Annotated in this window: 25 protein-coding genes; 8 read left to right on the top strand and 17 right to left on the bottom strand. The window is 59.8% G+C overall.

Going from position 1 to position 23,811, the window contains the following annotated elements:
• Nucleotides 1–20: 20 nt before the first annotated feature.
• Nucleotides 21–386: a hypothetical protein gene (locus RLO149_RS16800; protein WP_013963292.1), complete on the top strand. Its 366-nt coding sequence runs from the start codon at nucleotides 21–23 to the stop codon at nucleotides 384–386.
• 108 nt (nucleotides 387–494) lie between these two features.
• Here the strand turns inward: RLO149_RS16800 and RLO149_RS16795 are convergent, their stop codons facing one another.
• The 3 genes from RLO149_RS16795 to cobD are packed head-to-tail and all read right to left on the bottom strand — an operon-like array spanning nucleotide 495 to nucleotide 3,544.
• Nucleotides 495–1,667, bottom strand: coding sequence for a lytic murein transglycosylase (locus RLO149_RS16795; protein ID WP_013963291.1), 1,173 nt, complete (start codon nucleotides 1,665–1,667; stop codon nucleotides 495–497).
• 18 nt (nucleotides 1,668–1,685) lie between these two features.
• Nucleotides 1,686–2,594 (bottom strand): adenosylcobinamide-phosphate synthase CbiB, encoded by a 909-nt coding sequence (gene cbiB, locus RLO149_RS16790; RefSeq protein WP_044025403.1) that lies wholly within the window; start codon nucleotides 2,592–2,594, stop codon nucleotides 1,686–1,688.
• A complete protein-coding gene (cobD, locus tag RLO149_RS16785) occupies nucleotides 2,591–3,544 on the bottom strand; it encodes a threonine-phosphate decarboxylase CobD (protein WP_013963289.1) in 954 nt (317 codons plus the stop codon). The genes cbiB and cobD overlap by 4 nt, the downstream gene beginning before the upstream one ends.
• 199 nt (nucleotides 3,545–3,743) lie before the next feature.
• Here cobD and RLO149_RS16780 point away from each other — a divergent pair, with 199 nt between their 5' ends.
• The gene (locus RLO149_RS16780; RefSeq protein ID WP_013963288.1) at nucleotides 3,744–4,130 is read left to right on the top strand and encodes a response regulator transcription factor; all 387 of its coding nucleotides are present in this window, start codon (nucleotides 3,744–3,746) and stop codon (nucleotides 4,128–4,130) included.
• Between the two features lie 78 nt (nucleotides 4,131–4,208).
• Here RLO149_RS16780 and RLO149_RS16775 read toward each other — a convergent pair whose 3' ends face one another.
• Nucleotides 4,209–5,183, bottom strand: a complete 975-nt coding sequence (locus RLO149_RS16775) for a glutathione S-transferase family protein (RefSeq protein ID WP_013963287.1) — start codon at nucleotides 5,181–5,183, stop codon at nucleotides 4,209–4,211.
• Between the two features lie 179 nt (nucleotides 5,184–5,362).
• Between RLO149_RS16775 and RLO149_RS16770 the strand changes: the two genes are divergently transcribed.
• Nucleotides 5,363–5,713, top strand: a complete 351-nt coding sequence (locus tag RLO149_RS16770) for a hypothetical protein (RefSeq protein WP_013963286.1) — start codon at nucleotides 5,363–5,365, stop codon at nucleotides 5,711–5,713.
• Between the two features lie 3 nt (nucleotides 5,714–5,716).
• Here the strand turns inward: RLO149_RS16770 and RLO149_RS16765 are convergent, their stop codons facing one another.
• On the bottom strand, nucleotides 5,717–6,889 hold the full coding sequence (locus RLO149_RS16765; RefSeq protein ID WP_013963285.1) for a MalY/PatB family protein: 1,173 nt from the start codon (nucleotides 6,887–6,889) through the stop codon (nucleotides 5,717–5,719).
• A gap of 103 nt (nucleotides 6,890–6,992) precedes the next feature.
• Between RLO149_RS16765 and def (RLO149_RS16760) the strand changes: the two genes are divergently transcribed.
• The 4 genes from def (RLO149_RS16760) to RLO149_RS16745 are packed head-to-tail and all read left to right on the top strand — an operon-like array spanning nucleotide 6,993 to nucleotide 9,177.
• Complete coding sequence (gene def, locus RLO149_RS16760) at nucleotides 6,993–7,511, top strand: peptide deformylase (RefSeq protein WP_044025402.1); 519 nt, start codon at nucleotides 6,993–6,995, stop codon at nucleotides 7,509–7,511.
• On the top strand, nucleotides 7,508–8,005 hold the full coding sequence (gene def, locus RLO149_RS16755; RefSeq protein WP_013963283.1) for a peptide deformylase: 498 nt from the start codon (nucleotides 7,508–7,510) through the stop codon (nucleotides 8,003–8,005). Before def (RLO149_RS16760) ends, def (RLO149_RS16755) begins: the two co-directional genes overlap by 4 nt.
• A gap of 18 nt (nucleotides 8,006–8,023) precedes the next feature.
• A complete protein-coding gene (gene fmt, locus RLO149_RS16750; protein WP_013963282.1) occupies nucleotides 8,024–8,941 on the top strand; it encodes a methionyl-tRNA formyltransferase in 918 nt (305 codons plus the stop codon).
• On the top strand, nucleotides 8,941–9,177 hold the full coding sequence (locus tag RLO149_RS16745; protein WP_013963281.1) for a hypothetical protein: 237 nt from the start codon (nucleotides 8,941–8,943) through the stop codon (nucleotides 9,175–9,177). The genes fmt and RLO149_RS16745 overlap by 1 nt, the downstream gene beginning before the upstream one ends.
• Here RLO149_RS16745 and RLO149_RS16740 read toward each other — a convergent pair whose 3' ends face one another.
• The 5 genes from RLO149_RS16740 to RLO149_RS16720 all read right to left on the bottom strand — a co-directional run bounded on the left by RLO149_RS16740 (nucleotide 9,178) and on the right by RLO149_RS16720 (nucleotide 18,215).
• Nucleotides 9,178–12,342: an efflux RND transporter permease subunit gene (locus RLO149_RS16740; protein ID WP_013963280.1), complete on the bottom strand. Its 3,165-nt coding sequence runs from the start codon at nucleotides 12,340–12,342 to the stop codon at nucleotides 9,178–9,180.
• A 3-nt stretch (nucleotides 12,343–12,345) separates the two neighbouring features.
• Nucleotides 12,346–13,473, bottom strand: a complete 1,128-nt coding sequence (locus RLO149_RS16735; protein ID WP_013963279.1) for an efflux RND transporter periplasmic adaptor subunit — start codon at nucleotides 13,471–13,473, stop codon at nucleotides 12,346–12,348.
• Nucleotides 13,474–13,575: 102 nt separating this feature from the next.
• A complete protein-coding gene (locus RLO149_RS16730; RefSeq protein ID WP_013963278.1) occupies nucleotides 13,576–14,271 on the bottom strand; it encodes a TetR/AcrR family transcriptional regulator in 696 nt (231 codons plus the stop codon).
• A gap of 3 nt (nucleotides 14,272–14,274) precedes the next feature.
• Nucleotides 14,275–15,816, bottom strand: coding sequence for a trimethylamine methyltransferase family protein (locus tag RLO149_RS16725; RefSeq protein ID WP_013963277.1), 1,542 nt, complete (start codon nucleotides 15,814–15,816; stop codon nucleotides 14,275–14,277).
• The gene (locus RLO149_RS16720) at nucleotides 15,813–18,215 is read right to left on the bottom strand and encodes a GcvT family protein (RefSeq protein ID WP_013963276.1); all 2,403 of its coding nucleotides are present in this window, start codon (nucleotides 18,213–18,215) and stop codon (nucleotides 15,813–15,815) included. The genes RLO149_RS16725 and RLO149_RS16720 overlap by 4 nt, the downstream gene beginning before the upstream one ends.
• Nucleotides 18,216–18,388: 173 nt before the next feature.
• Here RLO149_RS16720 and RLO149_RS16715 point away from each other — a divergent pair, with 173 nt between their 5' ends.
• Nucleotides 18,389–18,892 carry a hypothetical protein gene (locus RLO149_RS16715; protein WP_013963275.1) on the top strand — a complete coding sequence of 168 codons (504 nt, stop codon included), beginning with the start codon at nucleotides 18,389–18,391 and terminating at the stop codon, nucleotides 18,890–18,892.
• A 39-nt stretch (nucleotides 18,893–18,931) separates the two neighbouring features.
• On the opposite strand, the gene RLO149_RS16710 is transcribed toward RLO149_RS16715, so the two are convergent.
• The 7 genes from RLO149_RS16710 to RLO149_RS16680 all read right to left on the bottom strand — a co-directional run bounded on the left by RLO149_RS16710 (nucleotide 18,932) and on the right by RLO149_RS16680 (nucleotide 23,803).
• Nucleotides 18,932–20,050, bottom strand: a complete 1,119-nt coding sequence (locus RLO149_RS16710; protein ID WP_013963274.1) for an SGNH/GDSL hydrolase family protein — start codon at nucleotides 20,048–20,050, stop codon at nucleotides 18,932–18,934.
• Between the two features lie 155 nt (nucleotides 20,051–20,205).
• On the bottom strand, nucleotides 20,206–20,889 hold the full coding sequence (locus RLO149_RS16705; RefSeq protein ID WP_013963273.1) for a fumarylacetoacetate hydrolase family protein: 684 nt from the start codon (nucleotides 20,887–20,889) through the stop codon (nucleotides 20,206–20,208).
• Nucleotides 20,890–21,028: 139 nt separating this feature from the next.
• Entirely contained in the window at nucleotides 21,029–21,667 is a 639-nt protein-coding gene (locus tag RLO149_RS16700) for an MliC family protein (protein WP_013963272.1), read from the bottom strand.
• A 28-nt stretch (nucleotides 21,668–21,695) separates the two neighbouring features.
• Nucleotides 21,696–22,319, bottom strand: a complete 624-nt coding sequence (locus RLO149_RS16695) for a trimeric intracellular cation channel family protein (RefSeq protein ID WP_013963271.1) — start codon at nucleotides 22,317–22,319, stop codon at nucleotides 21,696–21,698.
• Nucleotides 22,316–22,768: a ribonuclease HI gene (gene rnhA / locus RLO149_RS16690; RefSeq protein ID WP_013963270.1), complete on the bottom strand. Its 453-nt coding sequence runs from the start codon at nucleotides 22,766–22,768 to the stop codon at nucleotides 22,316–22,318. Before rnhA ends, RLO149_RS16695 begins: the two co-directional genes overlap by 4 nt.
• A complete protein-coding gene (locus RLO149_RS16685) occupies nucleotides 22,761–23,354 on the bottom strand; it encodes a class I SAM-dependent DNA methyltransferase (RefSeq protein ID WP_013963269.1) in 594 nt (197 codons plus the stop codon). The genes rnhA and RLO149_RS16685 overlap by 8 nt, the downstream gene beginning before the upstream one ends.
• Nucleotides 23,351–23,803, bottom strand: coding sequence for a DUF3429 domain-containing protein (locus tag RLO149_RS16680; protein WP_044025711.1), 453 nt, complete (start codon nucleotides 23,801–23,803; stop codon nucleotides 23,351–23,353). Before RLO149_RS16680 ends, RLO149_RS16685 begins: the two co-directional genes overlap by 4 nt.
• Nucleotides 23,804–23,811 lie beyond the last annotated feature (8 nt).

The raw sequence follows: 23,811 nt of genomic DNA, 5'->3' as shown, positions 1-23,811 counted from the left end.
GAGTGGTCTATGGTGGGCGGATGAGAACTCTGCTTTGCCTGTTTTTTGGACTTGTTGCCTTGCCCACGCTTGCTGCCGAATGGGCGCTGAACGAGACGGACCGCATTCTGGACCGGCAGGAAGTGGATGCGCTGACGGCAGGGCAAACCCTTGTCTTTTATGACGACGGGCAGTCGAAATACTCCGTCGGCGGGGCGTATTCCTATACCTATGCCTCAGGCGAATCCGCTTTCGGTCGCTATGAAATCGAAGAGGATGGTACGGTTTGCATCATCTATCGCAATGGATTTTCGCGATGTGATCGCTACGTGCAAAGTGGCGCACGGATCATCCTGCTGACTGAAAAGGGCTTGCGCTTTCCGGTGCGCCCTGCGGCAAAAAAATAACCCCACAAGGCAGCGGGCCTTGCGGGGTTTAAAGAAAAAACAACCTGAATGTATGTTTCATCACGCAAATTAGGGTTCAACGCCTAAAAAGCGGTAAATGCTTCGCCCTCAGAGCTTGCCGAGCAAGGCAGGGGTCGGCCATGCGTCTGCGGGCAGGCCCAACCGTTGCTGTTCAAGTTGCACCGCAATGCGGGTGCGCGCGCCAAGGATGCCATCCACTTTTCCCACATCATGACCGCGCGCCTGTAGCTTGGATTGCAGGGCTTTCATCTGCTCTGCGTTCAATCCCTTGTCCGGTGCGCCGCGGTCCATTTTCGGCGCGCCTTCGATCAGGGTTGCGAAATAGGCGGCGGTCACGACATAGGTAAAGCTTTGATTCCAGTCGAAATAAATATTGAAGTTCGGATATGTGATGAAGGCGGGGCCCTTGTGGCCCTGCGGCAGGATCAGCGACGCGGTTGCGCCACGAAACAGGTTCCCGCTGCGGGCTGTCACGCCCATATCGGCCCATGTACTGACCGGTTTGGTCACATGTACGCCGGTTTGGGACCAGTCGAAATTGTCGGGCAGGCGCACCTCTTGCAGCCACGGTTCGCCCTTGCGCCAGCCGAAATCAGCCAGCATCGCCGCCCCGGACATCAGCGCATCGGGCGCAGAGGTTTTGAGGCGCACATGCCCATCGCCATCCGCGTCCTGACCGTTTTCAAGGATGTCGCGGGGTAGCATTTGTACCATGCCGATTTCACCGGCCCATGCGCCGGTCGTGGTTCTGGGGTCGAAATCGCCCATCTCATACAGCTCGAGCGCGGCAAACACCTGCGGGCGGAAGAGATCCGGCCTGCGGCAGTCATGGGCCAGCGTGACGAGCGCGTTGGCCGTGTTGAAATCGCCCTGATAGGTTCCGTAGGCGGTTTCAAAGGCCCAGAAGGCCAGCAAAACACCCCGTGAGACACCGTAGCGGCGATCAACGCTGTCAAAAACAGCGTCATATTCGCGGCCCAGACGCTGACCTTTGGACAGCCGCGCATCCGAGATCAGATTGCGGGAGAAATCCAGAAAGGGGCGTTGAAACATGCCCTGATCCCGATCCGCGCGCAGCACGCTTTGACTTTGTTGGATACCTGAGAAAAAGCGATCAACGCTTGCGGGGGCATGTCCCTTGCTGACCGCTTCGGCCTTCATATTTTGCACGAAGTTATCAAAGCTGCCCCCGCAGGCTGCGAGAAGCGGCAAAGGGGAGAGGGCAAAGCAAAAGACGAAGGCAAGTGTTTTTAAGCGCATCGGAAACTCCGGACTGTTCTACGGCAGGATGGCAAGTACCACGCAAAGGGTAAACATCATGCCCCATGCTTTCCACAAAATTGCCAGGCTCGCGTCGATATCATCCGCGGTCAGCACTTTGCGCCCTGTGCCGTTCACCCATGGGAAGTCCTGTAGCGCGCCGTCATAGGCGCGCGGACCGGCCAGCGCGATGCCAAGGGCACGGGCCATCGCGGCCTCCGGCCAGCCGGCGTTCGGGGATTTATGCAATCTGGCATCGGCACGGATCGCAGCCCCGTCCCATTGCCATGCAGCGGTCGCGATCAGCAGAGCGGTGAGCCGCGCGGGCAGGATGTTGACCAGATCGTCAGTGCGTGCGGCGGCCCATCCGAAGGCGTGATGGCGCGCCGTGCGATAGCCGATCATGCTGTCGGCGGTATTGATCATCTTATAGGCCAGCATCGCGGGCAGCCCGCCGATGAGAAACCAGAAGGCGGGGGCGATCACGCCGTCCGACATGTTTTCCGCAGCACTTTCGATGGCGGCACGCGCGGTTTGCGACGGGTCCATGTCGGATGTATCGCGGCTGACGATCATCGCAACAGCCGCGCGACCCTCGGGCAGAGAGCGCCGCAGGCCCTTGGCAACTGCCGCGACGTGATCGCTCAAAGAGCGCTGCGCGAGCAGAATGGCGGCGATGATCCCTTCGGCAAGGGTGCCGAGGGCAGACAGGGCAAAGCCCGTGATCACAGCGCAGCCAACCGCAAAAATCAGGCAGACCGTTCCTTTTGCGCGCTGTGCCGGGCCGGTGTTGAAGGTTCTGTCCAGCCAGCCGATCAGCCTGCCCATGAGCACGGCCGGATGGGGCAGGCGGGACCAGAGCCACTTGGGTTCCCCAAGGACCGCGTCCAGCAGCAACGCACAGAGCAGAACCATCGCCAGCGTCATGCCAATGCGTTTTCCAAGCGTTCCCATTGGACGGAATGCGGTAAACCCAGACGTAGCCATTCCTTGTTATAGGGAAAAACACGGGTCCAGATGTGATGTTCCGCCAGCCGCTCCTGCCAGCGGGCGGCATCGCAAACGCGGTACAGGCGGAACAGGGATGTGCCCCCGATCAGTTGCGCATCGGCGTTTTGCATCAGGGCATCCAACCGGGCGCTGTCCTGCGTCAGGCGTGTTCTTGTCGCGTCGGCCCATGCGGTATCGGAAAGCGCGCGGGTTCCGATGTCGAGGGCCGGACCTGCCACGGCCCAGGGTCCCTGCCGGGATTGCAGCGTGGCTATCAGTGCGGGATCACCGATGGCAAACCCCAGCCGCAGGCCCGCCAGCCCCCAGAATTTGCCAAAGCTTTTCAGGACGATTGTGCCGGGGCGCGTGGCGAGGTGGATCAGCGATTTTTCGGGTGCCACGTCGCAAAAACTTTCGTCGATGATGGTGAGGGTGGCCTTGGGGGCGGGCAGCATGTCGTCGCGCCAAAAGCGCCCATCGGGATTGTTGGGATGCACGACGACCTGAGCGGCGGCGTCCGCGTCCGTGCCGACGGACCAGCGATGCGCGTCAAAGGCGGCTGCGTGCTCGTTATAGGTGGGGATGGGGATGCAGACCGCGCCGGGAGTGGCGAGACCGGGTATCTGCGCAATGAGGGCGGAAGCGCCGGGGGCTGCAATGATCGCGGCGTCCGAGGGCACGCGCCACAGGGCACGTGCGGCCTCCAGCAGGCGATCGGAGGCCATCTGGTCGGGCAGGGCTGTCCAGCAGTTTTGCGCAACCGGGAGTGTGGGATAAGCGACCGGATTGATACCCGTCGACAGGTCAATCCAGCCGATTCGGCTGCCACCAAAGCGTCTGCGGGCTGCGTCGATACCACCGCCATGATCACGTCGTATTGTTGTCAAGAACAGGTCCTATACGTAGAATTTCGGCGTATTTTCGCGTTATTGGTGTTGCTCAAAGCGGATTTCAGCCGGTTATTCAAGTCTGACGGAAACGGTTAACATTTAAGCTAAACTCTTAACCGTTTCTTAATCTTTGAGGCACACCAATTGTTTATTATTTCAAAGATGTGTTGTTGTATCGCGCCAGAATGGAGGCTGCATGAAAGTCCTGATCGTTGAAAGCGAGAATGGCCTGGCTAAGATCTGGCAGAGGCATCTCCAGCGGATGGGGATGGACGTCTGTTGTGCGGGTGGTGAAACCGATGCTATTGCGCATCTGAGTGAACACCAGACTGATATTATCATTCTCGATCTTGTGCTGGCCGAGGGGTCGGCACTGGCGGTGGCAGATTATGCGAGCTACCGGTTGCCGGAAGCACGGGTTGTCTTTGTGACCAACACGTCCTTCTTTTCGGACGGGTCGATATTCTCATTCGCGCCGAATGCCTGCGCTTTTGTGCAAAGCGCGACACCACCGGAAGACCTTGCCGCCATTGTCGAACACTACGGCCCCGCTGAAGATGCGGCACCACACGGCATGGCGTGATCCAAAGGCGCGCCTGCGGCGCATGACATTTTCTGTTTGCCCAGCAGTACCGTCTGCGCACAGCCGGGTGCGACGGGGTTAGACGCGGCCGTGGCGGCTGTGGAAATCCAGAACCGGGTTGATCGGGATGATCCGGTTGGGATTGATCGTTTCGTGGCTGTAGTGGTAGTGGCGCACGATATGGTCGAAGTTGACCGTGTTCGCAACGCCGGGCGTCTGATAGAGATCGCGGGTGTATCCCCACAGGTTTGGATAATCCACGATGCGCTTGCGGTTACATTTGAAATGCAGATGATACACCGGATCAAAGCGCACCAGCGTGGTAAACAGCCGCCAATCTGCCTCTGTCAGCTGGTCGCCCATGAGGTATCGGTTGTGTGACAGGCGCTTTTCGAGCCAGTCGAGGGTGTCGAACAGGGGGACAATCGCCGCATCATAGGCCTGTTGAGTCGTGGCGAAGCCCGCCTTGTACACACCGTTGTTGAAGGTGTCGTAGATGCGCTCGTTCACCGGGGCGATGGCGTCGCGCAGGGGTTCGGGCCAATAGTCATCGCAGTTTCCGGTCAGCCCGTTGAAGGCCGAATTGAACATGCGGATGATCTCGGAGCTTTCGTTCGAGACGATGGTTTCGCGCTGTTTGTCCCAGAGGATCGGCACGGTGACGCGGCCAGTAAACCTGGGATCGGCGCGGGTGTAGATGTCGCGTGCAAAAGCGCTGTTGTAGAGGGTGTCGCCGGTGGCACCCTTGTCATCGGCTTCAAAAGTCCAGCCTTCGCCCAGCATGTCGGGATGAACGGCGGAGATGGTGATGTGATCCACAAGACCTTTGAGCGTGCGAAAGATCATGGTGCGGTGCGCCCAGGGGCAGGCATGGCTGATATAGAGATGATAGCGGCCCGAATCAGGGGTGAAGCCGCCTGTGCCAGATGGCCCGGCACTACCGTCATGGGTGATCCAGTTGCGAAACTTCGCGTCCTGGCGTTTAAAGGACCCGCCCGTGGATTTGGTATCATACCATTGGTCATGCCAAACGCCGTCAATCAAAAGACCCATGTCACCTCTCCTTTTCGATCAGCTCTATCGTAAGCCATTGATTCAAGGAGACCCATAATCCGGTTCGCGCAGGATCGGTGCATTGTTGCACAGCCTTGGCCAGTGACATAAAAACTTAACTTGCAATTTACCAGACTTCGGGCACTCCTTGTGGCAGGGGAAGAAGGAGTTGCGTAGAAATGGAAGCGGTATTTTCCAAGGAAATTCAATCTGGTCTGGATCAGGCCAGAGTAGAGGGCATGAAAAAATCCTCGCGTCTGCGCGTCTGTGTGGATGGGAAGAAACAAACTGTTTTGCGCATGTGGAAAACCGGTTTTGCGATGGAGGCTGATGCGCCTGACATGCGTGGGATGGTCGATCTTTATGATGGCAGCATCCATCTGTTCCGCTGCCTGGTTGTGACCAGTGAGGCGGAAGCGGGTGAGCGGCAGTATGAATTCAAGCGGGCAACGGCGGTCCGCGGAACGCCGGCGCTGGATTTTGAAGTTCCGGAACACACACCTGCCGGTTTGATCGCAGACGCCCGCTGATTCCTATTGCAGATCGCTGAAGGCGTCTTTCAAGCGGGCGCAGGCCTCTTCGACCCTGTGGTGCTGCGTGGCGAGATTAAACCGCAGGAATGTCTCCCCGCCCGGACCGAAATCGGGCCCGGCGCTTGGCGCGATACGGGCGGATTTCCTGACGCGCTGTGATATCTCATCATAGCTCATCCCGGTCCCTGAGAAATCAACCCAAGCCAGATATGTCGCCTGCAGCGGCATGGAGGTGACGCCGGGGATCGTTGCAATTGCCGCATCAAAGGTCTTGCGGTTCTGATCGAGGTGCCGGATCTGCGCATCGGCCCATTTGGCGCCTTCGGGCGAATAGGCGGCAGTGATCATTTGCAGGCTCAGTGCTGCGGGTTTGTAGTCGAGCGTATTGAGCCGGTGCTGCATTTCTTTACGCAGTTTCGCATCCGGGATGATCATGTTGCCGGTGCGCTGGCCTGCAATGTTGAAGGTCTTGGAGGCCGCCGTGAGGACGATCAGGCGATCCTCGACCTCGGGGGCGGCGATGTGCATGGGCACAAAGGTGTGGTCGGGGAATACCAGATCATGGTGTATTTCATCGGACACAAGGATCAGGTCGTTTCGCGCGGCAAACTCCGCAATCCCGCGCAACTCGTCTGTTGTCCAGACCCGGCCCGATGGGTTTTGCGGTGAGCACCAGATCAGCATCTGTTCAGAGCCATCAAGGCGCGATTGTGCGTCCTCAAGGTCAAGCACATAGCTGTCACCTGTGTGTTTGAGCGGACAGGTCACCGCCTCGCGGCCCGCTTTTTCGATCTTGATCTGAAATTCGTGATAGACGGGCGTGAAAATCACCACCCGCGCGCCGGGGTCCGTCCAGAGGTCAAGGCACAGCGCGATGGCATTGCCCAACCCTTGCGAGGTCAGCGCCCATGAGGTGTCGATGTCCCAGTTGTGGCGCGTTTTCATCCACCACTGAATGGCATTCAGATAGTCATCATGGATCGGCATATAGCCAAAGACACCGTGATCCGCCGCGCGGCGCAAAGCGTCGATCACGCAAGGGGCGGTGGCGTAGTCGCTGTCTGCGGTCCACATGGCGATGCCGTCTTGCTGCGGCACGTCATAGAGCTTTTCCATCATGTCCCATTTGCTGCTGTGCGTGCCGCGACGTTCGATGGGATCGTTGAATGACATGATGTGCTCCTGTGTGTGCTTCGGGCGCAAGCTAGCGGGAAACGAGGCAAGCGCAAGCCTGAGATCAGTTGCACAGCGCGGGCGCTTGACCTAAATGAAAAATATGAAACGAAGTATCATCCTGCACCCGGATCCGCGGCTCAAGAAAATAGCGGCGCCTGTCGCTGATATCAGCGATGAATTGCGCCAGCTTGGCGATGACATGCTTGAGACGATGTATGATGCGCCGGGCATCGGGCTTGCCGCCCCACAGGTGGGTATCTTGCAGCGCGTCTTTGTGATGGACTGCGTGAAAGAACCGGGGGAAACGCCGCGCCCGATCGTCATGTTCAACCCCGAGGTGATTGCGACCTCTGATGAGACGAATGTCTATGAGGAAGGGTGCCTGTCGATCCCCGAGCAGTTTGCAGATGTGACCCGCCCGGCAGATGTGGAGCTGCGCTGGATGGATCGTGACGGTGCGGAGCAGACAGAAGTCTTTACCGGGCTGTGGGCAACATGCGCCCAGCACGAGATCGACCATTTGGACGGCAAGCTGTTTATTGACTACCTCAGGCCGTTGAAGCGGCAGATGATCACCCGCAAGATGGTCAAGCTGAAACGGGAACTGGCCCGCACATGAGCGTGCGCGCTTACCTTCAATGGCCAGACGCGCGGCTGCGCACGGCTGCCGCTGATGTACCGGAGATCACGCCGGACGTGCTGGGCATCTGGGATGATATGATCGATACGATGGATGCCATGCCGGGGGTGGGCTTGGCGGCCCCGCAGATCGGCGTGATGTTGCGGCTGGCCGTCGTGGATGCATCAGACTCGCGCGACCGGCGCATTCGTCTCGCCAATCCGGAGATTATCGAGGCGTCTGCCATCATGAATGATCATGAAGAGGCGAGCCCGAATTTACCCGGTGTGTTTGCCAAAGTCCGACGTCCGCGCGGCGTGACCGTGCGTTTCATGGATGAAACCGGCACCTATGTGCGGCGCGATTTTGTCGGGCTTGAGGCGACGAGCGTGCAGCATCAGATCGACCATTTGCAGGGAAAAATGTATTTCGACAATCTCAGCAAGGTGAAACGCGATATGCTGCTGCGCAAGGCGCGTAAACTGAACGGCTAGTGCCCTCTGGAGGATAAGATGCGTTTGGTTTTCATGGGAACACCTGATTTTTCGGTCCCTGTGCTTGAAGCACTGGTGGCGGCAGGACATGAGATCGCCTGTGTCTATAGCCAGCCGCCACGCCCGGCGGGACGGGGCAAGAAAGACCGACCCTCGCCTGTTCAGGCGCGGGCAGAGGCGCTTGGGCTCCCGGTGCGCCACCCGGTGTCGCTGCGCAGCGAAGAAGCGCTGGCGGATTTCGCGGGGCTGGAAGCCGAGGTTGCAGTGGTCGTGGCTTATGGGCTGATCCTGCCGCAGGCCATTCTGTATGCGCCCACGCGCGGCTGTCTGAACATTCACGCCAGTTTATTGCCGCGCTGGCGGGGGGCTGCGCCGATCCACCGCGCCATCATGGCGGGGGATGCGCAAACCGGCGTGTGCATCATGCAGATGGAGGCAGGTCTTGATACCGGCCCCGTGCTTGCACGTGAAACTGTCGATATAGGGCCTGAGGAGACAACAGCGCAGTTGCATGACCGGCTAAGTGCCCTGGGCGCGGTTTGTATTGTCGACACGCTGGCGCGGCTCGATCAGCTTGAGGCAGTGCCTCAGACGGAAGACAGTGTGATCTATGCAGCCAAGATCGACAAGGCGGAGGCGCAGGTGGATTGGGAGCAACCTGCCGAAGACGTGGATCGGCTGATCCGTGGGCTGTCGCCGTTCCCCGGTGCCTGGACCTTGCTGGGCGACACGCGCGTCAAACTGCTCGGGTCGCGCATTTCTGAGGCGTCGGGGGTGCCGGGCACGGTCCGGCTGAACCCGCTGCGGGTGGTCTGTGGCACAGGGGCGGTGGAACTCACGCAGGTGCAGCGGGCGGGCAAAGCGGCGCAGAGTGCGGCTGATTTTCTGAACGGCAGCGCAATTGAAGACGGCACCCTGTTTAAAGGAAGAAACTGATGTTCCCGACGTTGATTGGTACGGTTGTGATCGCGGGCCTTGTGGGGTTCTTTTCCGAAAGGTCTGGGTTTACGCACAACGGCTATGTGCAGAGCATCATCATCTGCATTGGCGGTGCCTTCGTGATGTATTTCGTAACGCTGATGTTCGGGATCGGCTTTCGCAGCCCCGGCATCAACGCGATTGCGTCCTCCGTCGGGGCGCTGATCATCGTGCCGACCCGGTGGCGTAAATGATCACTGCGCCGGGGTGCGCAGCGCCAATGTCTCTTCGTCCTCGACCGTTGCGCGCACGCACAGCCTGAGCAGGGGCGGCACGGTCAGCAGGGTCAAAAACGCCGACATGGACAGACCGCCCACCACCACCGCGCCGAGGCCACGATAAAGTTCAGAGCCTTCGCCGGGGAAGACGACCAGCGGCAGCATCCCACACACGGACGTCAGGGTGGACATGAAGATCGGGCGGATGCGATTGCGCGTTGCCTCTTCAATGGCGTCAATCGGAGACATGCCTTCTTCACGCAGGTGAAACAGCGTCTGATGCACGATCAGAATGGCGTTGTTGACGACGATCCCGACCAGAATGATGAACCCCAGCAGGGTCAGCGTATCCAGCGGTTGCGTCTGGAAGGTATTGAGCAAGGCCAGACCGCCAACACCACCCGCAGCGGCCACAGGCACCGAGATCATGATGACCAGCGGCAGCACGAAGCTTTCGAAAAGGATCGCCATGACGAGGAACACGATGATCAAGGCCACGGCAAGGTTGATCTGGATAGCCTCCCACGTCTGGCTAAGCTGATCTGCGGTGCCGGACACGCTCATCCGCACACCATTTGGCAGGCCGCTTTCTTCCAGAACGTCGATGACCTCTGACTGTAACAGTTCAACGGCCTCTTCCAGCGCCAGCGCGTCGGAGGGTCTGACCTCAAGCGTGACGGTGCGCAACCGATCCCGGTGGCGTATTTCCGTCGGGCCTGCGGTGACGACCACATCGGCAAGGGCCGACACCGGAATGATCTGACCGGAGGGGGTGACGACAGGATAATTCCCGATGTCCTGCGTGCGCTGCCCGACCTGCAATCCCGGATCGCCCTTCAGCATCAGATTAACCCGTTCTGCGCCCACGGTTATTTCAGCGACGCGCAGTCCGTCGTTAAAAGCGTCCACCGTCACGGCAAGATCGGACGACGTGAGCCCGGCATCTGCGAGACGCAACCGGTCCGGCACCAGACGCACCTCTGGCGCGCCGAGTTCCAGACCCGGCCTTGGGCGGAACTGGTGCCCCTCAGAACGCGGCAGGAGTTGCGAAATCGTGCCTGCGGCGCGGCCTGCAACGGCCAGAATATCGTTGAGGTCCTGACCGGAGATGTTCAGCTCAATCGTGCGCCCCCCGCCGACACCCCGGCCAAAGAGTGACGGCTGCGTCATGAAGCCAAAGGTGCCGGGTTCGGCAAATATCGGTTGCGACAAGACAGGGATCAATGCTCCCGCCTGCGTGCCATCCACTGCGGATGCGCCGACGAAGCTTGCCCCCGGGCGCGCTACGAAAAAGAAGTTGTCAATCGTGGGCGTGCCGTCTTCGGTGCGTGTCTCGGGTGCGGCTTCCCAAAGGGGCCGGGCGACTGTTTCGATCCGCTCGGCAATGGTCTGCGTCGTATCAAGGTTATAGCCGGGCGGCGGGATAATGAGACCAAAGACAAGGTTGCGGTTGCCCTCTGGCAGATACTCAAGCCGCGGCAGAAAGGTGATCGTTGCCACCGCAGCACCCCCTGCGATCAGCGCCACCATGAACAGCCCCAGAGCGCGGAACCGCACCGTCAGCCGCACATAGGACATGACCAGCCCATGGAATCCGTGCGCAAGGTGATCAAGCCCCCAGATGTTGATCTTTTTCTGATCGCCTTTTGACAGCAGTTTGCTGGCCAGTGCCGGAATCACCGTGACCGCGACCACAAGCGACAGGAGAACCGACACCGAGATGGCGACAGCAATGTCGCGGAACAACTGGCCCGCCTCAAGCTGCATGATGAGGATGGGGACAAAGACCAGAACGGTGGTCAGCGCTGAGACAAGTATCGCGCCCCAGACCTGTTTCGCGCCGAGATAGGCGGCCTCGCGCCTTGATTTGCCTTCTTCCCGCAATCGGTAGATGTTTTCGAGCACCACAATCGCGGCATCCACAATCATGCCCACCGCAAAGGCAATCCCGGCGAGCGAGATAACGTTGAGCGTGCGCCCGGTGGCGGCCATCGCGACAAATGTGGACACGATGCTGACGGGGATCGCCAGGGACACAACGAGCGTGGCGCGCGGGCTGCGCAAAAACGCCATCAGCACGGCGGCGGCGAGCGCCCCGCCGATCCAGATGTTCTGCGTCACCAGATCAATGGCCCCGTTGATATAGACCGTTTCGTCGTAGGCCTGCCGCATGTTGAGCCCGGCCTCTGCCACCGGACCTGCCGAAAGTTCGGCCAGAACCTCTTTGACCTCGGCCATGGTTTCGATGACATTCGCGCCGGGTTCACGGACGATATTGAACGCCAGCCCCGGTTCGCCGCGAAAGCGCAGTCGCGAGTTGGCTTCTTCAAAGGCAAAACTGACGTCGGCCACATCTGCCACCCGCACGCGGCCTGACCCGCCCGTACCGATGTCAGAGCGCAGCACGACCGATTTGATGGCCTCAACGGTGTTGAGGTTGCCCTCGGCACGCACCACATAGCGGCGCTTGCCTTCTTCGACGTCGCCTGCGGAGAGGGAAATGTTTTCGTCCCGCAGAACACGCACGACTTCTGGCACGGTGAGGTCAAAGCGCGACAACCTGCGCGGGTCCACCACGACCTGCAACTCGCGGGTGACACCGCCAAAAACATTGACCGCCGAGACGCCCTCGATCCGTTCGATCCGGTCCTGAATGACGTCTTCGACGAAATCGCCATAGGTGGGCATTTCGCGGGTGTTGCCCTCTTGCGCTGTCAACAAGATCCACGCGATGGGGCTGTCATCTGCGCCGGATGTATCCAGTGTCGGTTCGCTGGCCTCATCGGGATAATCACCGACACGGTCCAACCGGTTTGACACCAGCAAGAGCGATTGCACCATGTCTGTGCCGACACCGAATTCGAGTGTGATCTCGGCCTCGCCAGTGCGCGAGCGGGAGGTCATGATATCCAGCCCTTCGAGGCCCCTGAGCGCCTCTTCCTGCGGGTTGACGATCTCGCGCTCAATCTCGGAGGGGGCCGCGCCGGGCCACTGCGTTTCAATCACCACGATGGGCTTTCGCACATCCGGTGCGAGCTGGATCGGGATGCGACTGACGGCGATGGTGCCAAACAGAACGGCCATGATGACGGCGGCCATCACGGCAATCGGGCGATCAATTGCGTAGCGGATCAGATCCATGGGCTAGCCTTTCTCGCTGCCGGTCATCGGCGTGATTTCCTGTCCGGGGCGCAGCCGTTCATTGCCGCGCGTTACAACGATGTCGCCCTCGGTCAACCCATCCAGCACCTCAAAGCGATCCCCCAGTGCGACACCGATCTGCACGGTGCGCGGTTGCGCCGTTCCATCCGCCGCCACAAAAACGGTCCAGCCGCCGCGGGCCTGCACCAAGGCGTCCTTGGGCACCGACAGAACCTCGCGCGGGGCGCTGATCGGGATGTTGATTGTGATGGACTGGCCGATGGCCAAACGGTCCAGAGAGGCCAGATCAGACGATGTAAACCGCACCGGACGGGTCCGCGTGGCCGTATCCTCAACGGGCAGCAACACGCGCACGTTCAATTCCAGTGACACGCCCGTCTCGGTGTATCCGGCAACCGTTTGTCCGGGTTGCAGGACGCTGACATATTTTGATGGTACGCTGGCCTCGATTTCCATCGACAGAACATCCAGCAGGGTCACGACGGCAGAGCCTGATGCGATAAACTCACCGGGGTTGATCTGCACCTCCAGCACGATGCCGGCATAGGGGGCGGTGATCCGCGCGCGGTCCAGTTGATAGCGGGTTTCTGCCAGATTTGCCTCGGCGGTCTGGACGCGCGCCTGTGCTTCGGCGAGCAGCCCGTTGGCCTCGAACAGATCGCTTTGCGCATCATCAAAGCGGCTGGTGGAGAAAGACGCCGTGTTGCGTAACCCCTCAATCCGCGCCAAGGCATTGGCCGCGCGGTTAACGCGGGTTTCCGCAATCACGATGCCTGCACGCGCTTCTGACAGTCGCGCCTGCGCCTGACGGGCCAGAATATCCAAAAGCTCGGTGTCCAACGTCGCCAGCATCTCGCCCTGACCGACCGCCGTCCCTTCCAGCACCATAATTTCGTCAACGGTACCAGCGATCCGGCTTGCAATCGTACCCTCGCGCACTGTCACCACCTCTGCAAAGAGAGGGACGGTGTCAGCGATGGTTTTGATCTCGACGGTTTCGACACCGACGGCGGCAGGTCCGCCCTGCGCAACGGCCGTGGCCGGGAAATTCAGGCAGAGCGCGGCAAATAACGCGCATGCAAAAGAAGATAAGGAAAAGGGGTGGGTCATGGGGAAGCCCTGTAAAAACGATCTTGTCACAGCTAAACCAGTTAGTTCGAAATTGCACCCCTCCAAGGGGCGAACCTGCGCGGGCGCGCGCAAAAAACTGTGTTAAGTCGAACCGTCAACAGAGCGGTCTGCGCGTTCCAAAGCGTTGGCATAGTCCCGCAAATCAGCGACCTCGCGGGCCGATGGCGTCTTTCCGGTAAAGCCGACCAGATAGGCGGGCATCAGTTTATTCCGGGTCTCCATCGGTTCGTTCAATTTTGCGTCATCGTATCCGATCTGCATGTAATACAGGATGCGCGCGCGGGCCGTAGCCTCGAGGGGCGGGTATCCGAACTTTTCGAACATCGCCTTCAGGGCGGCCAGACGCTGCGCATCTGATGCCGCCAGAACAGCGCGCACATCTCGCGACCGGCGTGCCCAGTCGCGCATGGCAAAATCCAGCCGCGTGTCAAATAGCGCGGGATTGATCACGCAGCGAAAGACATTCCCAACCGCTTCGGTGATTGTCTGCGCGGGTCGCTCGGCCATACGGACCAAAGCGGCTGTATTCGTTTTCCGCCAATGGTCCAGCAGCGCATCGAGCAGGTCCTGACGTGACTTGAAGTACCAATAGAAGCTTGAGCGGGACACGCCAAGTGCTGCCCCCATGGCCTGGATCTTCACGCCTTCGACCCCATCACGGATCAGGGCTGCCATGGCCATGTTCAGCCAGTCATCGCGGGTCACTTTGACATTGCCGACCATGGGTTCAGTGTCGGAGGTGTCGCGGTGCATTCTGGGGTCTGAACGCTCAGTCATGGGTTAGCTTTCAGGTGGTGCGCCGCCTTCGGCAGTGCGTTTGGCGATGAAATTTTGCAGCGTTTCCAATCGCTCACCATCCACCGATGGCCGTGCGTCTGCGGCCAGAATATCCTGCCACACTTTGGTGGCGCGCTGGTTGGCATCCTGCGCCCCGCGTTCCGTCCATGTGCCGAAATTTGCGTAATCATGCACGATGGGTTGGTAAAACTCGGTGTTGTAGCGCGCCATCGTTTGCGGCGCGGCAAAGAAGTGACCGCTGGGTTCTACCGCGCTCAGCGCTGTGTCAAAACCGATTTCATCCACGCCAGCCTGCTTGCCCGCACAAAGTTCGGCAATCATGTTCAGCACTTCCACATCTGTTATTATTTTTTCGTAAGATACGCTCAAACCCCCTTCGAGCCAGCCCGCGGCGTGGATGATCACCGTGGCCCCACCCATCAGACAGCCCCAGAGGCCCATCTGGTTTTCATTGGCCGCCTGCACGTCGTTCACGTTAGACGCAGAGCCCGCCGCACTGCGCCACGGCAGACCCGTAAAGCGCGCCAGTTGACCCGCCGCCAGCGAGGCCTGAAAATGGGCTGACGTACCAAACGCCGGTGCACCCGATTTCATGTCCACATTGGACGTGAATGTCCCATAGCAGACCGGCGCGCCGGGTTTGACCAGTTGTGTCAGCGTGATCGCGGCCAGCGCTTCGGCATGGCTGAGCGTAATCGCGCCGGCGACGGTGATCGGGGCCATGGCGCCCATCAGCGTGAAGGGCGTGACTATGGAAAGTTGGCCGTTTCTGGCGAAATCGATTAACCCCTGCGCCATCGGAATGTCGAGCGTGCGCGGACTGTTGGTGTTGATGATCGTGTAGCAATGCGGTGCCGCTGCAAAACCGTCATCCGTCACACCCCGAAAGTCGCGCAGCATTTCAAAACAATCCATCGCTTGCGGTGTGCCACGTGCAAAAACAAAGGGGAATTTGTCGGTCAGCGTAAGTTGCGTTTCGGTCGTGAAGAAATGGCGCAGGTGGGTCGGCACATCTTGTGGCTCCACCGAAGGCGACATCATCTGGAAGACATCAAAGTGGTGGCACAGCGTCGTATATTCCCGAAAATCCCGTGCTGATCCGGGCCGACGCCCACGGGCAAGATCCGTGGCATGAGGGGCACCTGCGCCGGGTTGGAACACCAGACTGCCAAGTTCCAGCAGGATGTCCCTGTCGCGCGCGCCAGCACGCCCGGTGATGGATTTGGGCGCGGTTGCAAGGGCTGCGTCAATCATATCGCGCCCGATATAGACCATCTGGTCCACCACGCGCGCACCGCCCTTGCGGAACACCTCAACCGCTTCGGGCAGCAGCACTTTCATGCCAAGCTCTTCCAGCGTGCGCAGGGATGTTTCATGCATGGCCGCGATCTGATCGCTGGAAAAAACCTCCATCGGGGGAAAGGGGTTGCGCAGATTGCGGTAATTCACGTTGCGCTCTGGTGCCGCCTTGGGCCCGCCACCACGGCGGGTCCGTCTGCGCCCGGTGTTTTCGCGTAATGTCATCCGCGCATGGCCTTGCCGTCCGGATCATAGGGCGATGCGGCGATGATCCGCGCCTGCCGTTCCACACCCACTACATGCACGCTGACCTCTTTGCCTGCGCGGCTGTGGGCCGGGTCCACCAGCGCCATGGCGAGCGATTTGCCGACCGTATGACCAAAGCCGCCTGAGGTGACAAAACCCACTTGGACGCCGTCGGACCAAATGGGTTCAAATCCGCTGGCGTCGGCACCGTCTGCGTCGATTTCCATTGTGACCAGTGTTTGTGCCGGGCCGTTTCCATCGCGTTCAGTAATCGCGGCTGATTTGCCCACGAAATCCTTGTCCCAATCGATCCAGCGGTCCATCCCGGTCATGCTGGGGGTGTAGCCTTGGGTGAACTCCGCATTCCAGATGCCGAAACTCTTTTCCAACCTTAGGCTCAGGAGCGCATTGAACCCGTATTCCCGGATGCCCGCGTCCGCGCCTGCCTGCAGCAGGATACGGCGCAGCACCGCGTGATCACCCGCGCGGCAGTGAACCTCATACCCCCGCTCGCCCGCGACAGACAGCCGTCCGACCTTGCAGCGCAACAGCCCGATATCAAAGCTGCCACAGCCCATGAATTTCAGGTCTGCGATGGGGCCGTCGGTCAGTTTCTCGATGACATTCAGCGATGCAGGCCCGGCCAGCGAGAAGCCTGCCATTTCCTCACCGAGATCGCGCAGGGTGACGCCCTCCATCATATGATCGTCAAACCAGCGCATGTGCCATGTCCGTAGATAATAGCTGCCCATGATCCACCACGTGCCATCGCCCCAGTTGAACACCGTCAGGTCGCCCTTGAGCCGCCCATCCTCGGCCAGCATCGGCGCCAGCTTGGCGCGGCCCGGTGCGGGCAGTTTGGACGCCATGATGTGATTGAGCCACTTTTCTGCGTTGGGGCCCGAGACCTCAAAACGCGAAAACCCGGAGATATCCAGCAGACCCACGCCGTTGCGCACCGCGTGACATTCATCCGCCACGATGCTGTGTGCGTTTGAGCGTTTCAGCGAGGGCGCTTCGACAAAACCCGGTGCCGCGAAATAAAGCGGTACCTCAAGGTCCCAGCTTTGGCCCCACTGGCAGCCCGCAGCACTCATATCTGCATAGGCACCGGCGGTTTTCAACGGACGGCCCGCGGGCAGTTGTTCGTTGGGATAGGTCATCACAAAGCGGCGGGTGTAAAACTGGCCCGTCGTTTCCTTGATGTACTGCTTGTTTTCGGCCCAAATGCCATAGCGGGCCACATCCATCCCATAGACATCCGCCTCAGGTGTGCCGTTGATCATCCATTCGGCCAGCGATTTGCCAACGCCGCCGCCCTGCAGGAACCCGGCCATCACCGCGCAGGCCGACCAATAGCCGCGCTTGCCCGGCACAGGTCCCACCAGCGGGTTGCCATCCGGCGAGAAGGTGAACGCGCCGTTCACCCATGTCTTGACGCCCACCTCCTGCAGGCAGGGGTAGCGCTCAAACCCCATGGTCAGTTCATTTTCAATGCGGTCAGGGTCTTCCTGCTGCAATTCAAACCCGTATTCCCAAGGGGCACCGTCCATCATCCAGTGCTGGTGATTGACCTCGTAGATGCCCAGCAGCACGCCTTTCTGATCCTGCCGCAGATAGGTGAACCCTTCGAGGTCAACCGTCATGGGCACCTCGAAATCCAGTTCTTCGAGCTGTGGGATCGTGTCCGAGATCAGATAGTGGTGATTGAGCGGCGAGACTGGCAATTCCACGCCAGCCATACGCCCCACCTGCTTGGCCCAGAGACCCGCCGCATTGACCACATGCTCGCAGTTTATCGTGCCCTTTTCGGTGACAACCTCCCACCCCTGCAGGGTCTGGTTCAGTTCCAGCACACGGTTGTGTTCGATCACGGTGGCACCGCGTTTCTTGGCCGCCCCGGCATAGGCGTGCACCGTGCCGGTGGTGTCGATGTATCCTTCACGGTCGGCCCACATGCCCCCCAGCAGCCCGTCACCGGACATGATCGGATTAAGCGCAAGCGCTTCTTCGACGGTGACGAGGCGGCAGTCGTGAATACCGATGGACTGAAATGTGCGATACGCAGATTGCAGCCATTCCCAGCGATCCGGGGTGCCTGCCATGGTCAGGCCGCCGGTTCTGTGCAGCCCGATGTTTTGACCGCTTTCTTCCTGAATATCGTCAAACAGGTCAATCGTATAGGACTGAAGCTGGGCGATGTTCGGGTCCGCATTCAGAGCATGAAATCCACCTGCGGCGTGCCAGCTTGACCCGGCTGTCAGCACGGAACGTTCAATTAGACAGACATCGCTCCAGCCCATCTTGGCCAGATGGTACAGAACGGATGCGCCGACAACGCCCCCGCCGATCACGACAACGCGGTAATGTGATTTCATACTGTGGCCTTTCGGTTCGTATCAAAAGCGACTACTGGACATTTGTGTACAGTGCTGCTGTGAACGCTAAATTCAATAGTGTTCTTCGGTCAAGATAAATTTGATCTGCGCGGGTTTCCTATGCAAACCGCAGTTTCGCACTATGCTCTGGATGGAAAGACAGGAGAGTGAAAATGAAGATTATGGCAGGGCTGACATGGGCCGTTTTGATGTCCGGTGCGGCGTGCGCGGATATCATCGTCGCGTTTGACGAGGGGGCGCCCAAGGATCGTTTTACCATCGTAAACGCAGGGGATTGCCCGCTGCGTGATATTACGATCACAATTGATCTGGGCGCATCTGCAGCCGGTCTGATCTTTGATGTGACGGAACGCGGTGCGGGTGTGCAGGTGTTTCAACCCCTTGAGCTTGTGGTCGGGCGCGAATTGCTGCGCGACGTGCCGGAGGTCGGGGATGGTGACAACAGCATTGCGCTGCCCATCGCTGATTTTGCATCCGGCGCTGAGGTTGCGTTTACGATTGACGTGGATGACACGGTTGGAACGCGGGAAATTACCGTATCCGGCGCTGAAATCGAAGGGGCGAAGGTTGCAATCAGCCATCTTGCGGGCGTGACCGAGGCCACTTTTGGCGCGGATGCGGTTGCGCGTATCGGGCTGGATGGCTGCAACGCATGATCGCAATGCGCCGGAGGTCACCCCCGGCGCTTTGACGTTTCAGCTGTTTTGTTTGCGACGGCGCAAGACCAATGTGCCGCCAACAGCAGACAGCAGCAACAGCGCGGAGGCCGGCAGCGGGACGGGTTGCAATTGATAGGTCTCATCAAGTGCAGCGCGTGTGATGTCATTGATCAGCGCGTGACCTTCAGCCGTCGGGTGAATGTCATCAAAAAACAAGAAGCCTGCACAGGAGGGTGCCGTCGTTGAGACGGTTTGAACACAGGCGTTTTGCGTGTCCGTGATGCCGCGAGACGCCAGCAAAGCCTGATCGCTCAGGGCGTCAAAGACATCTACCTCGGTCACAGTCGCGCCAAAGAGGTTGTTGCCCTGCAAGAAGGCGGAGAGTTGCGTGTTATATCCGGCTGCGATCGCTGAAAGCTGGGCCTGAAAGGCGGGTGCTTCGTTCTGGAACCTTGGGATCAGGCCAAAGTCCGGCAGGTTCATGACGACGAAATCCCGCACCCCGGCGCCCGCCAAGGCCTGCAGTACCCCTTGCACGGTCGCCAATGCGCCGCCCAACGCGGTTTGCAGTGCCGTGAAATCAGGTGCGGTGCTGTCAATGCTGTTTGCCGCATTCAGAAAGTCATTGCCGCCGATAAAAACGCTGACCAAGGGGGTGCCGCCAAGGTTACGCGCAGAATTGAGCGTTGGCGGCGTGCCTGGTGCTGTTGGCAAATTCAGCAACCCGCCCAGCCCATCCGCATAGGTAGAGACCGGGGGTGTGACCGGCAGCGGATAGATTGCAGGGGCGAAAATCTGTGCCAGCAAATCAGGGACAGGATCCCCGTTATCTGCGGCCTGCGCCCCTGCGAAAGACAGGTTGACGCCGGTTTTCCCGTTGTTGCGAAACTCATTCGTCAAACCGGCAGCCCAGGTCGGACCGTCTGAAAATACGCCCGGCGCGCGCAGTCTGGCGAAATTGATCTCTGCATTGGTCGGCGGGGTTGCCGATGGCGGTGACGGCGGCGCCAGAATCCCCAAAAGCCGTTCGGTGTTCCCGATATCCGACAGGCTGTCGCCGAGGACGGAAAAGCTGGTGAACTGATCTGTGAGCGGTGATGCCTGTGCCGGGGTGGCCAAAAGTGCCGCCGCACCCAGTATCGCAAGATGTTTCATTTAATCCTCTCCCTGTGAGACGCGCATGTTTTTCTGCGCACGATAGGAAATAGACGACGAAAGACCTTGAAAGGCGAGTCTATCCTTGCGTCACTTTTCGCGTCCTCCGCACGGGTGGGCCGCAAAATCCTGGCGTCCGGTTACTTTCTTGCAGGTCAGGTGACGGTGACCGCCATCGCGCCCAAACCCTCGACCGCGATCGTCATGGCGTCGCCTTTTTGAACCGGCCCCACGCCCGCGGGTGTGCCAGACAAGATCACATCACCGGGCGCAAGCGTGTAGTATACGGACAGGTAGGAGATCATTTCCGGCACTTTCCAGATCATCTGGTTCAGATCACCCTCCTGTTTGAGAGCGCCGTTCAGATGCAGGGTGATCCTGCCCTGATCAAGGTGGCCAACCTCCGCCACCCTGTGGACTGGCCCGACCGGTGCCGAGGCATGAAAGGCCTTGCCGATCTCCCACGGACGCCCTGCCTTTTTTGCGATGCCCTGCAAATCGCGGCGGGTCATGTCGAGGCACAGCGCATAGCCGTAAACGTGATCCAGCGCGTCGTCGGGGCTGATGTTGGTGCCGCCCGATTTCAGGAATACGGCAACTTCGGCCTCATGGTGCACGTCGCTGCTTTGCGCAGGGTAGGGGAATGATCCGGATGAATTCAGATCATCGGGGTTTTTCTGGAAAAAGAAGGGTGCCTCGCGGTCCGGGTCATGGCCCATTTCCACGGCGTGAGCGGCATAGTTGCGCCCGATGCAATAGACGCGCCGGACCGGGAACATGCCCCCGCTTGCCACGGGGACACAGGCGGTTGGTGGCACTGGTATTACGAAATCTGACATGGAAAACTTCCTGCGTTTTTTGGTTTTGACGTCGTGAGCACACAGCGCAGGTCTAAATCACGCCAAGCCAAGGCGCACCTTGGTTCACCGATGTGGGGCTGACCTGTGCTGGGCGTCATTTGTGCGCATGACTGGTTTGCTAGCCCGTGGTGGCTGTGCAGGACATCGGCTCGCCTGCGCGCCATTCAAATTCTGCGCTGTCGCCTTTGGTCCAGAATATACCACCAAAGTCGATGGCGTATTTGCTGCCCGAGGCCGCAGGGACAAGAGAGCCCGAGGCGATGCTGTCCCCGTATTCCAAGCGGATACTGGGCAATTCCGTGTCGAAAAAGTAGGTTGTGACCTCATTGGCAGGGTTATCGTCGCAGATATAAGTGGCGGTCGCGAGGGGTGTTTCGAGCATCCATGCGGTGACGAGTTCACCTTCGCGGGTCAGATAGGCCGCCTCGACACAATTGCGCAGATCGTCGGCTTTCCAGCAGTCATCACGCCCCTTGATCCAGCCGCGCTGCATCGCGCGCAATGTATTCAACGCGTTTTCGGTACCGCCCTGTATGTTGCCCGCCGCCTTCAGTGCTGCGGCATAACGCAGGGCCATCCGGCGGTCGAGTACGGCCAATGCCGTGTCATTGCAGATCAGGTCTTCGGTTTGTGAGCCGGCTTTTGCGCAGTCAAATGACGGACCGGTGGTCTCCGCGCTGACGCAAGTGGCAGCGAGCGTGAGGCATGTTCCTGCGATCAGGCGGTGCATTGAGGTTCTCGGGGAGGGAATGGGCATTCCAAGGCTCCTGTGTCTGAAGTGGTTGTCACTGTCGGGGTGGCCTGCTTTTATAAACAGGCAAGCGCCAGCCAAAGGCAAGTGATCCTGCGCGCAACGCCCATGTAACCCCGGAGCATAGCGCCAGCGCGATGAGAGGCTCTGCGAAGAGAGGCCGGGTCAGCACAGCCACGGTTGCGCCTGCAAAAGCGGCTGTCACATAAAGCTCGCCCTGACGCAGAACCACCGGTACATCATCCAACACCACATCACGCAAAAGCCCGCCCATGCAGCCCGTGATTGTCCCCATCAGGACCACCACCAGTGCGGGCTGATCAAGCGCCAGCGCGACACCGGTGCCTGCCGATACTGCCACCGCCAGCGCGAAACTGTCCAGCCAGATCAGCGTTTTCAAACGGCTTTCAAACAGATGCGCGGTGACAAATACGACCAAGGCGGCGGCACAAGCCACACCGATGTAGGTTGGCTGTGCGATCCAGAAAATCGTATCCCGGTTCAGCAGCAGGTCCCGAAGCGTGCCACCGCCCACCGCCGTGAGGCAGGCGATAAAGGCAAAGCCCACGATGTCCAACTGCTGCCTGCTGGCGGCCAGCCCACCGGTCAGGGCGAAAATAAACACGCTCGCGTAGTCAAGGAAACCGATCACGCTCATGGTTTGAACGGCGCCATGCCCGCGCGCGCCAATTCGTCTGCGCGTTCGTTTTCCGCGTGCCCGGCGTGCCCTTTGACCCATTTCCAGGTGACGTCGTGACGTGCATTGGCCTCATCCAGCCTCTGCCAGAGTTCTGCATTCGCGACGGGTTTTTTGGCGGCATTTTTCCAGCCGTTTCGCTTCCAGCCGTGAATCCAGCCGGTGATGCCATTTTTGACGTAGTTGCTGTCGGTCACGATGGTAATCGTGCTGGCGCGGCTGAGGGATTCCAGCGCGTTGATGGCGGCCAAAAGCTCCATCCGGTTGTTGGTGGTATGTGCTTCACCGCCCTTGAGCGCACGCTCTTTGACCAGCCTGTCGCCCTCTTTGGCCTGCAGCAAAACGCCCCAGCCGCCGGGACCCGGGTTGCCCGAACAGGCACCGTCAGTATAGGCGAATAACTCAGGCATGGGCGGCCAGTACAATCCAATGGGCATCAACGCCATCCAGACCTGTGTCGCAGCCTTCGCGGTGATCAAATACCGTGAGCCCCGCCGCGGCCAGCAGGTCGACCAACTCGCTTTCGGTGTAATATGTATAACGCCTGCCCAAAGTGTCCCGTTTACTGCCCGTGCCGGTTTTGACCCCGATATGAAACCGCCCGCCGGGTTTCAGTGCGGTCGCGATCCGGGCTAAATGCTTTGGCATGTCATCGCGCGGGGCATGGAGCAGCGAGAAGTTCGCCCAGATCCCGTCGTAATGATCGACCTGTATTACATCCTCGAAACCGGCCTCGCGGGCGCTCACACCAGCGTGGCGCCCGGCCAGTACCACCATTTCAGGGACAGGGTCAAAGGCGTCCACGACAAGCCCGGCTTGCGCCATTACGGCAGCTGATCCACCCGGACCACAGCCCAGATCAAGCACGCGCCCGCGCCTTGGCATGGCCGCGATAAAGGCGATCAGGCTTGGGTCCTGAGCGGCGGCATCGTCGGTCAGATTGGCATAGTCACCCGCTTTGGCCGCATAGACGGAGAGGGTTTCATCATCACTCACAGAAATACTCCGACGGCCAGACATGCGACCACGATGCTGGTCAACAAAATGCGCAGGGACATCCACCACCTTGGCGTCAGGCCCCAAATGGAAAAGGCAAAATCAAGGATCAAGAGACCGAGGAACCCGAAAATCAGATTGGTTGCGGCGGCGGTCGGCCCGCCCCCTGACATGAAAAAAGCCCAAAGGGCAGGGATCACAGACAGCGTGTAAGCGGTGGCCGCGCGCGCGCCTTGCGCTTTGGTTGCAAAGCCCCAGAGCACACCCGACATGAAGGACAGGATCACCGTGCCGTAGAAAAGCTGTATGTAGGGCCCGACAAAACGCGGGCCAAGCGCGCGAACGCCCCACTGGGCCAGTGGCTCGGCCAGATAGGTCGCGGCCCCCCAGACGAAGGGAATGAGGCCGGCGAGGCCAAGGATGAGCGGTGCAAAGGGGATCGATTTCATGCGCGGCA

Origin of the sequence: Roseobacter litoralis Och 149 (assembly GCF_000154785.2) — a bacterium.
Lineage (GTDB): Bacteria > Pseudomonadota > Alphaproteobacteria > Rhodobacterales > Rhodobacteraceae > Roseobacter > Roseobacter litoralis.
This window is presented reverse-complemented; position numbering and strand designations above follow the sequence as displayed.

Excerpts from the sequence above, each read along its gene's own strand:
- rnhA (WP_013963270.1), bottom strand. The coding sequence starts at position 22,768 with ATGCCTGAGTTATTCGCCTATACTGACGGTGCCTGTTCGGGCAACCCG.
- RLO149_RS16765 (WP_013963285.1), bottom strand. The coding sequence starts at position 6,889 with ATGTCATTCAACGATCCCATCGAACGTCGCGGCACGCACAGCAGCAAA.
- RLO149_RS16715 (WP_013963275.1), top strand. The coding sequence starts at position 18,389 with ATGAAGATTATGGCAGGGCTGACATGGGCCGTTTTGATGTCCGGTGCG.
- RLO149_RS16735 (WP_013963279.1), bottom strand. The coding sequence starts at position 13,473 with ATGACCCACCCCTTTTCCTTATCTTCTTTTGCATGCGCGTTATTTGCC.
- RLO149_RS16740 (WP_013963280.1), bottom strand. The coding sequence starts at position 12,342 with ATGGATCTGATCCGCTACGCAATTGATCGCCCGATTGCCGTGATGGCC.
- RLO149_RS16770 (WP_013963286.1), top strand. The coding sequence starts at position 5,363 with ATGGAAGCGGTATTTTCCAAGGAAATTCAATCTGGTCTGGATCAGGCC.
- RLO149_RS16705 (WP_013963273.1), bottom strand. The coding sequence starts at position 20,889 with ATGTCAGATTTCGTAATACCAGTGCCACCAACCGCCTGTGTCCCCGTG.
- RLO149_RS16800 (WP_013963292.1), top strand. The coding sequence starts at position 21 with ATGAGAACTCTGCTTTGCCTGTTTTTTGGACTTGTTGCCTTGCCCACG.
- RLO149_RS16795 (WP_013963291.1), bottom strand. The coding sequence starts at position 1,667 with ATGCGCTTAAAAACACTTGCCTTCGTCTTTTGCTTTGCCCTCTCCCCT.
- RLO149_RS16680 (WP_044025711.1), bottom strand. The coding sequence starts at position 23,803 with ATGAAATCGATCCCCTTTGCACCGCTCATCCTTGGCCTCGCCGGCCTC.
- def (WP_013963283.1), top strand. The coding sequence starts at position 7,508 with ATGAGCGTGCGCGCTTACCTTCAATGGCCAGACGCGCGGCTGCGCACG.
- RLO149_RS16700 (WP_013963272.1), bottom strand. The coding sequence starts at position 21,667 with ATGCCCATTCCCTCCCCGAGAACCTCAATGCACCGCCTGATCGCAGGA.
- RLO149_RS16695 (WP_013963271.1), bottom strand. The coding sequence starts at position 22,319 with ATGAGCGTGATCGGTTTCCTTGACTACGCGAGCGTGTTTATTTTCGCC.
- RLO149_RS16725 (WP_013963277.1), bottom strand. The coding sequence starts at position 15,816 with ATGACATTACGCGAAAACACCGGGCGCAGACGGACCCGCCGTGGTGGC.
- RLO149_RS16730 (WP_013963278.1), bottom strand. The coding sequence starts at position 14,271 with ATGACTGAGCGTTCAGACCCCAGAATGCACCGCGACACCTCCGACACT.
- cbiB (WP_044025403.1), bottom strand. The coding sequence starts at position 2,594 with ATGACGCTGGCGATGGTTCTGCTCTGTGCGTTGCTGCTGGACGCGGTC.
- fmt (WP_013963282.1), top strand. The coding sequence starts at position 8,024 with ATGCGTTTGGTTTTCATGGGAACACCTGATTTTTCGGTCCCTGTGCTT.
- RLO149_RS16720 (WP_013963276.1), bottom strand. The coding sequence starts at position 18,215 with ATGAAATCACATTACCGCGTTGTCGTGATCGGCGGGGGCGTTGTCGGC.
- RLO149_RS16745 (WP_013963281.1), top strand. The coding sequence starts at position 8,941 with ATGTTCCCGACGTTGATTGGTACGGTTGTGATCGCGGGCCTTGTGGGG.
- RLO149_RS16780 (WP_013963288.1), top strand. The coding sequence starts at position 3,744 with ATGAAAGTCCTGATCGTTGAAAGCGAGAATGGCCTGGCTAAGATCTGG.
- RLO149_RS16775 (WP_013963287.1), bottom strand. The coding sequence starts at position 5,183 with ATGGGTCTTTTGATTGACGGCGTTTGGCATGACCAATGGTATGATACC.
- def (WP_044025402.1), top strand. The coding sequence starts at position 6,993 with ATGAAACGAAGTATCATCCTGCACCCGGATCCGCGGCTCAAGAAAATA.
- RLO149_RS16710 (WP_013963274.1), bottom strand. The coding sequence starts at position 20,050 with ATGAAACATCTTGCGATACTGGGTGCGGCGGCACTTTTGGCCACCCCG.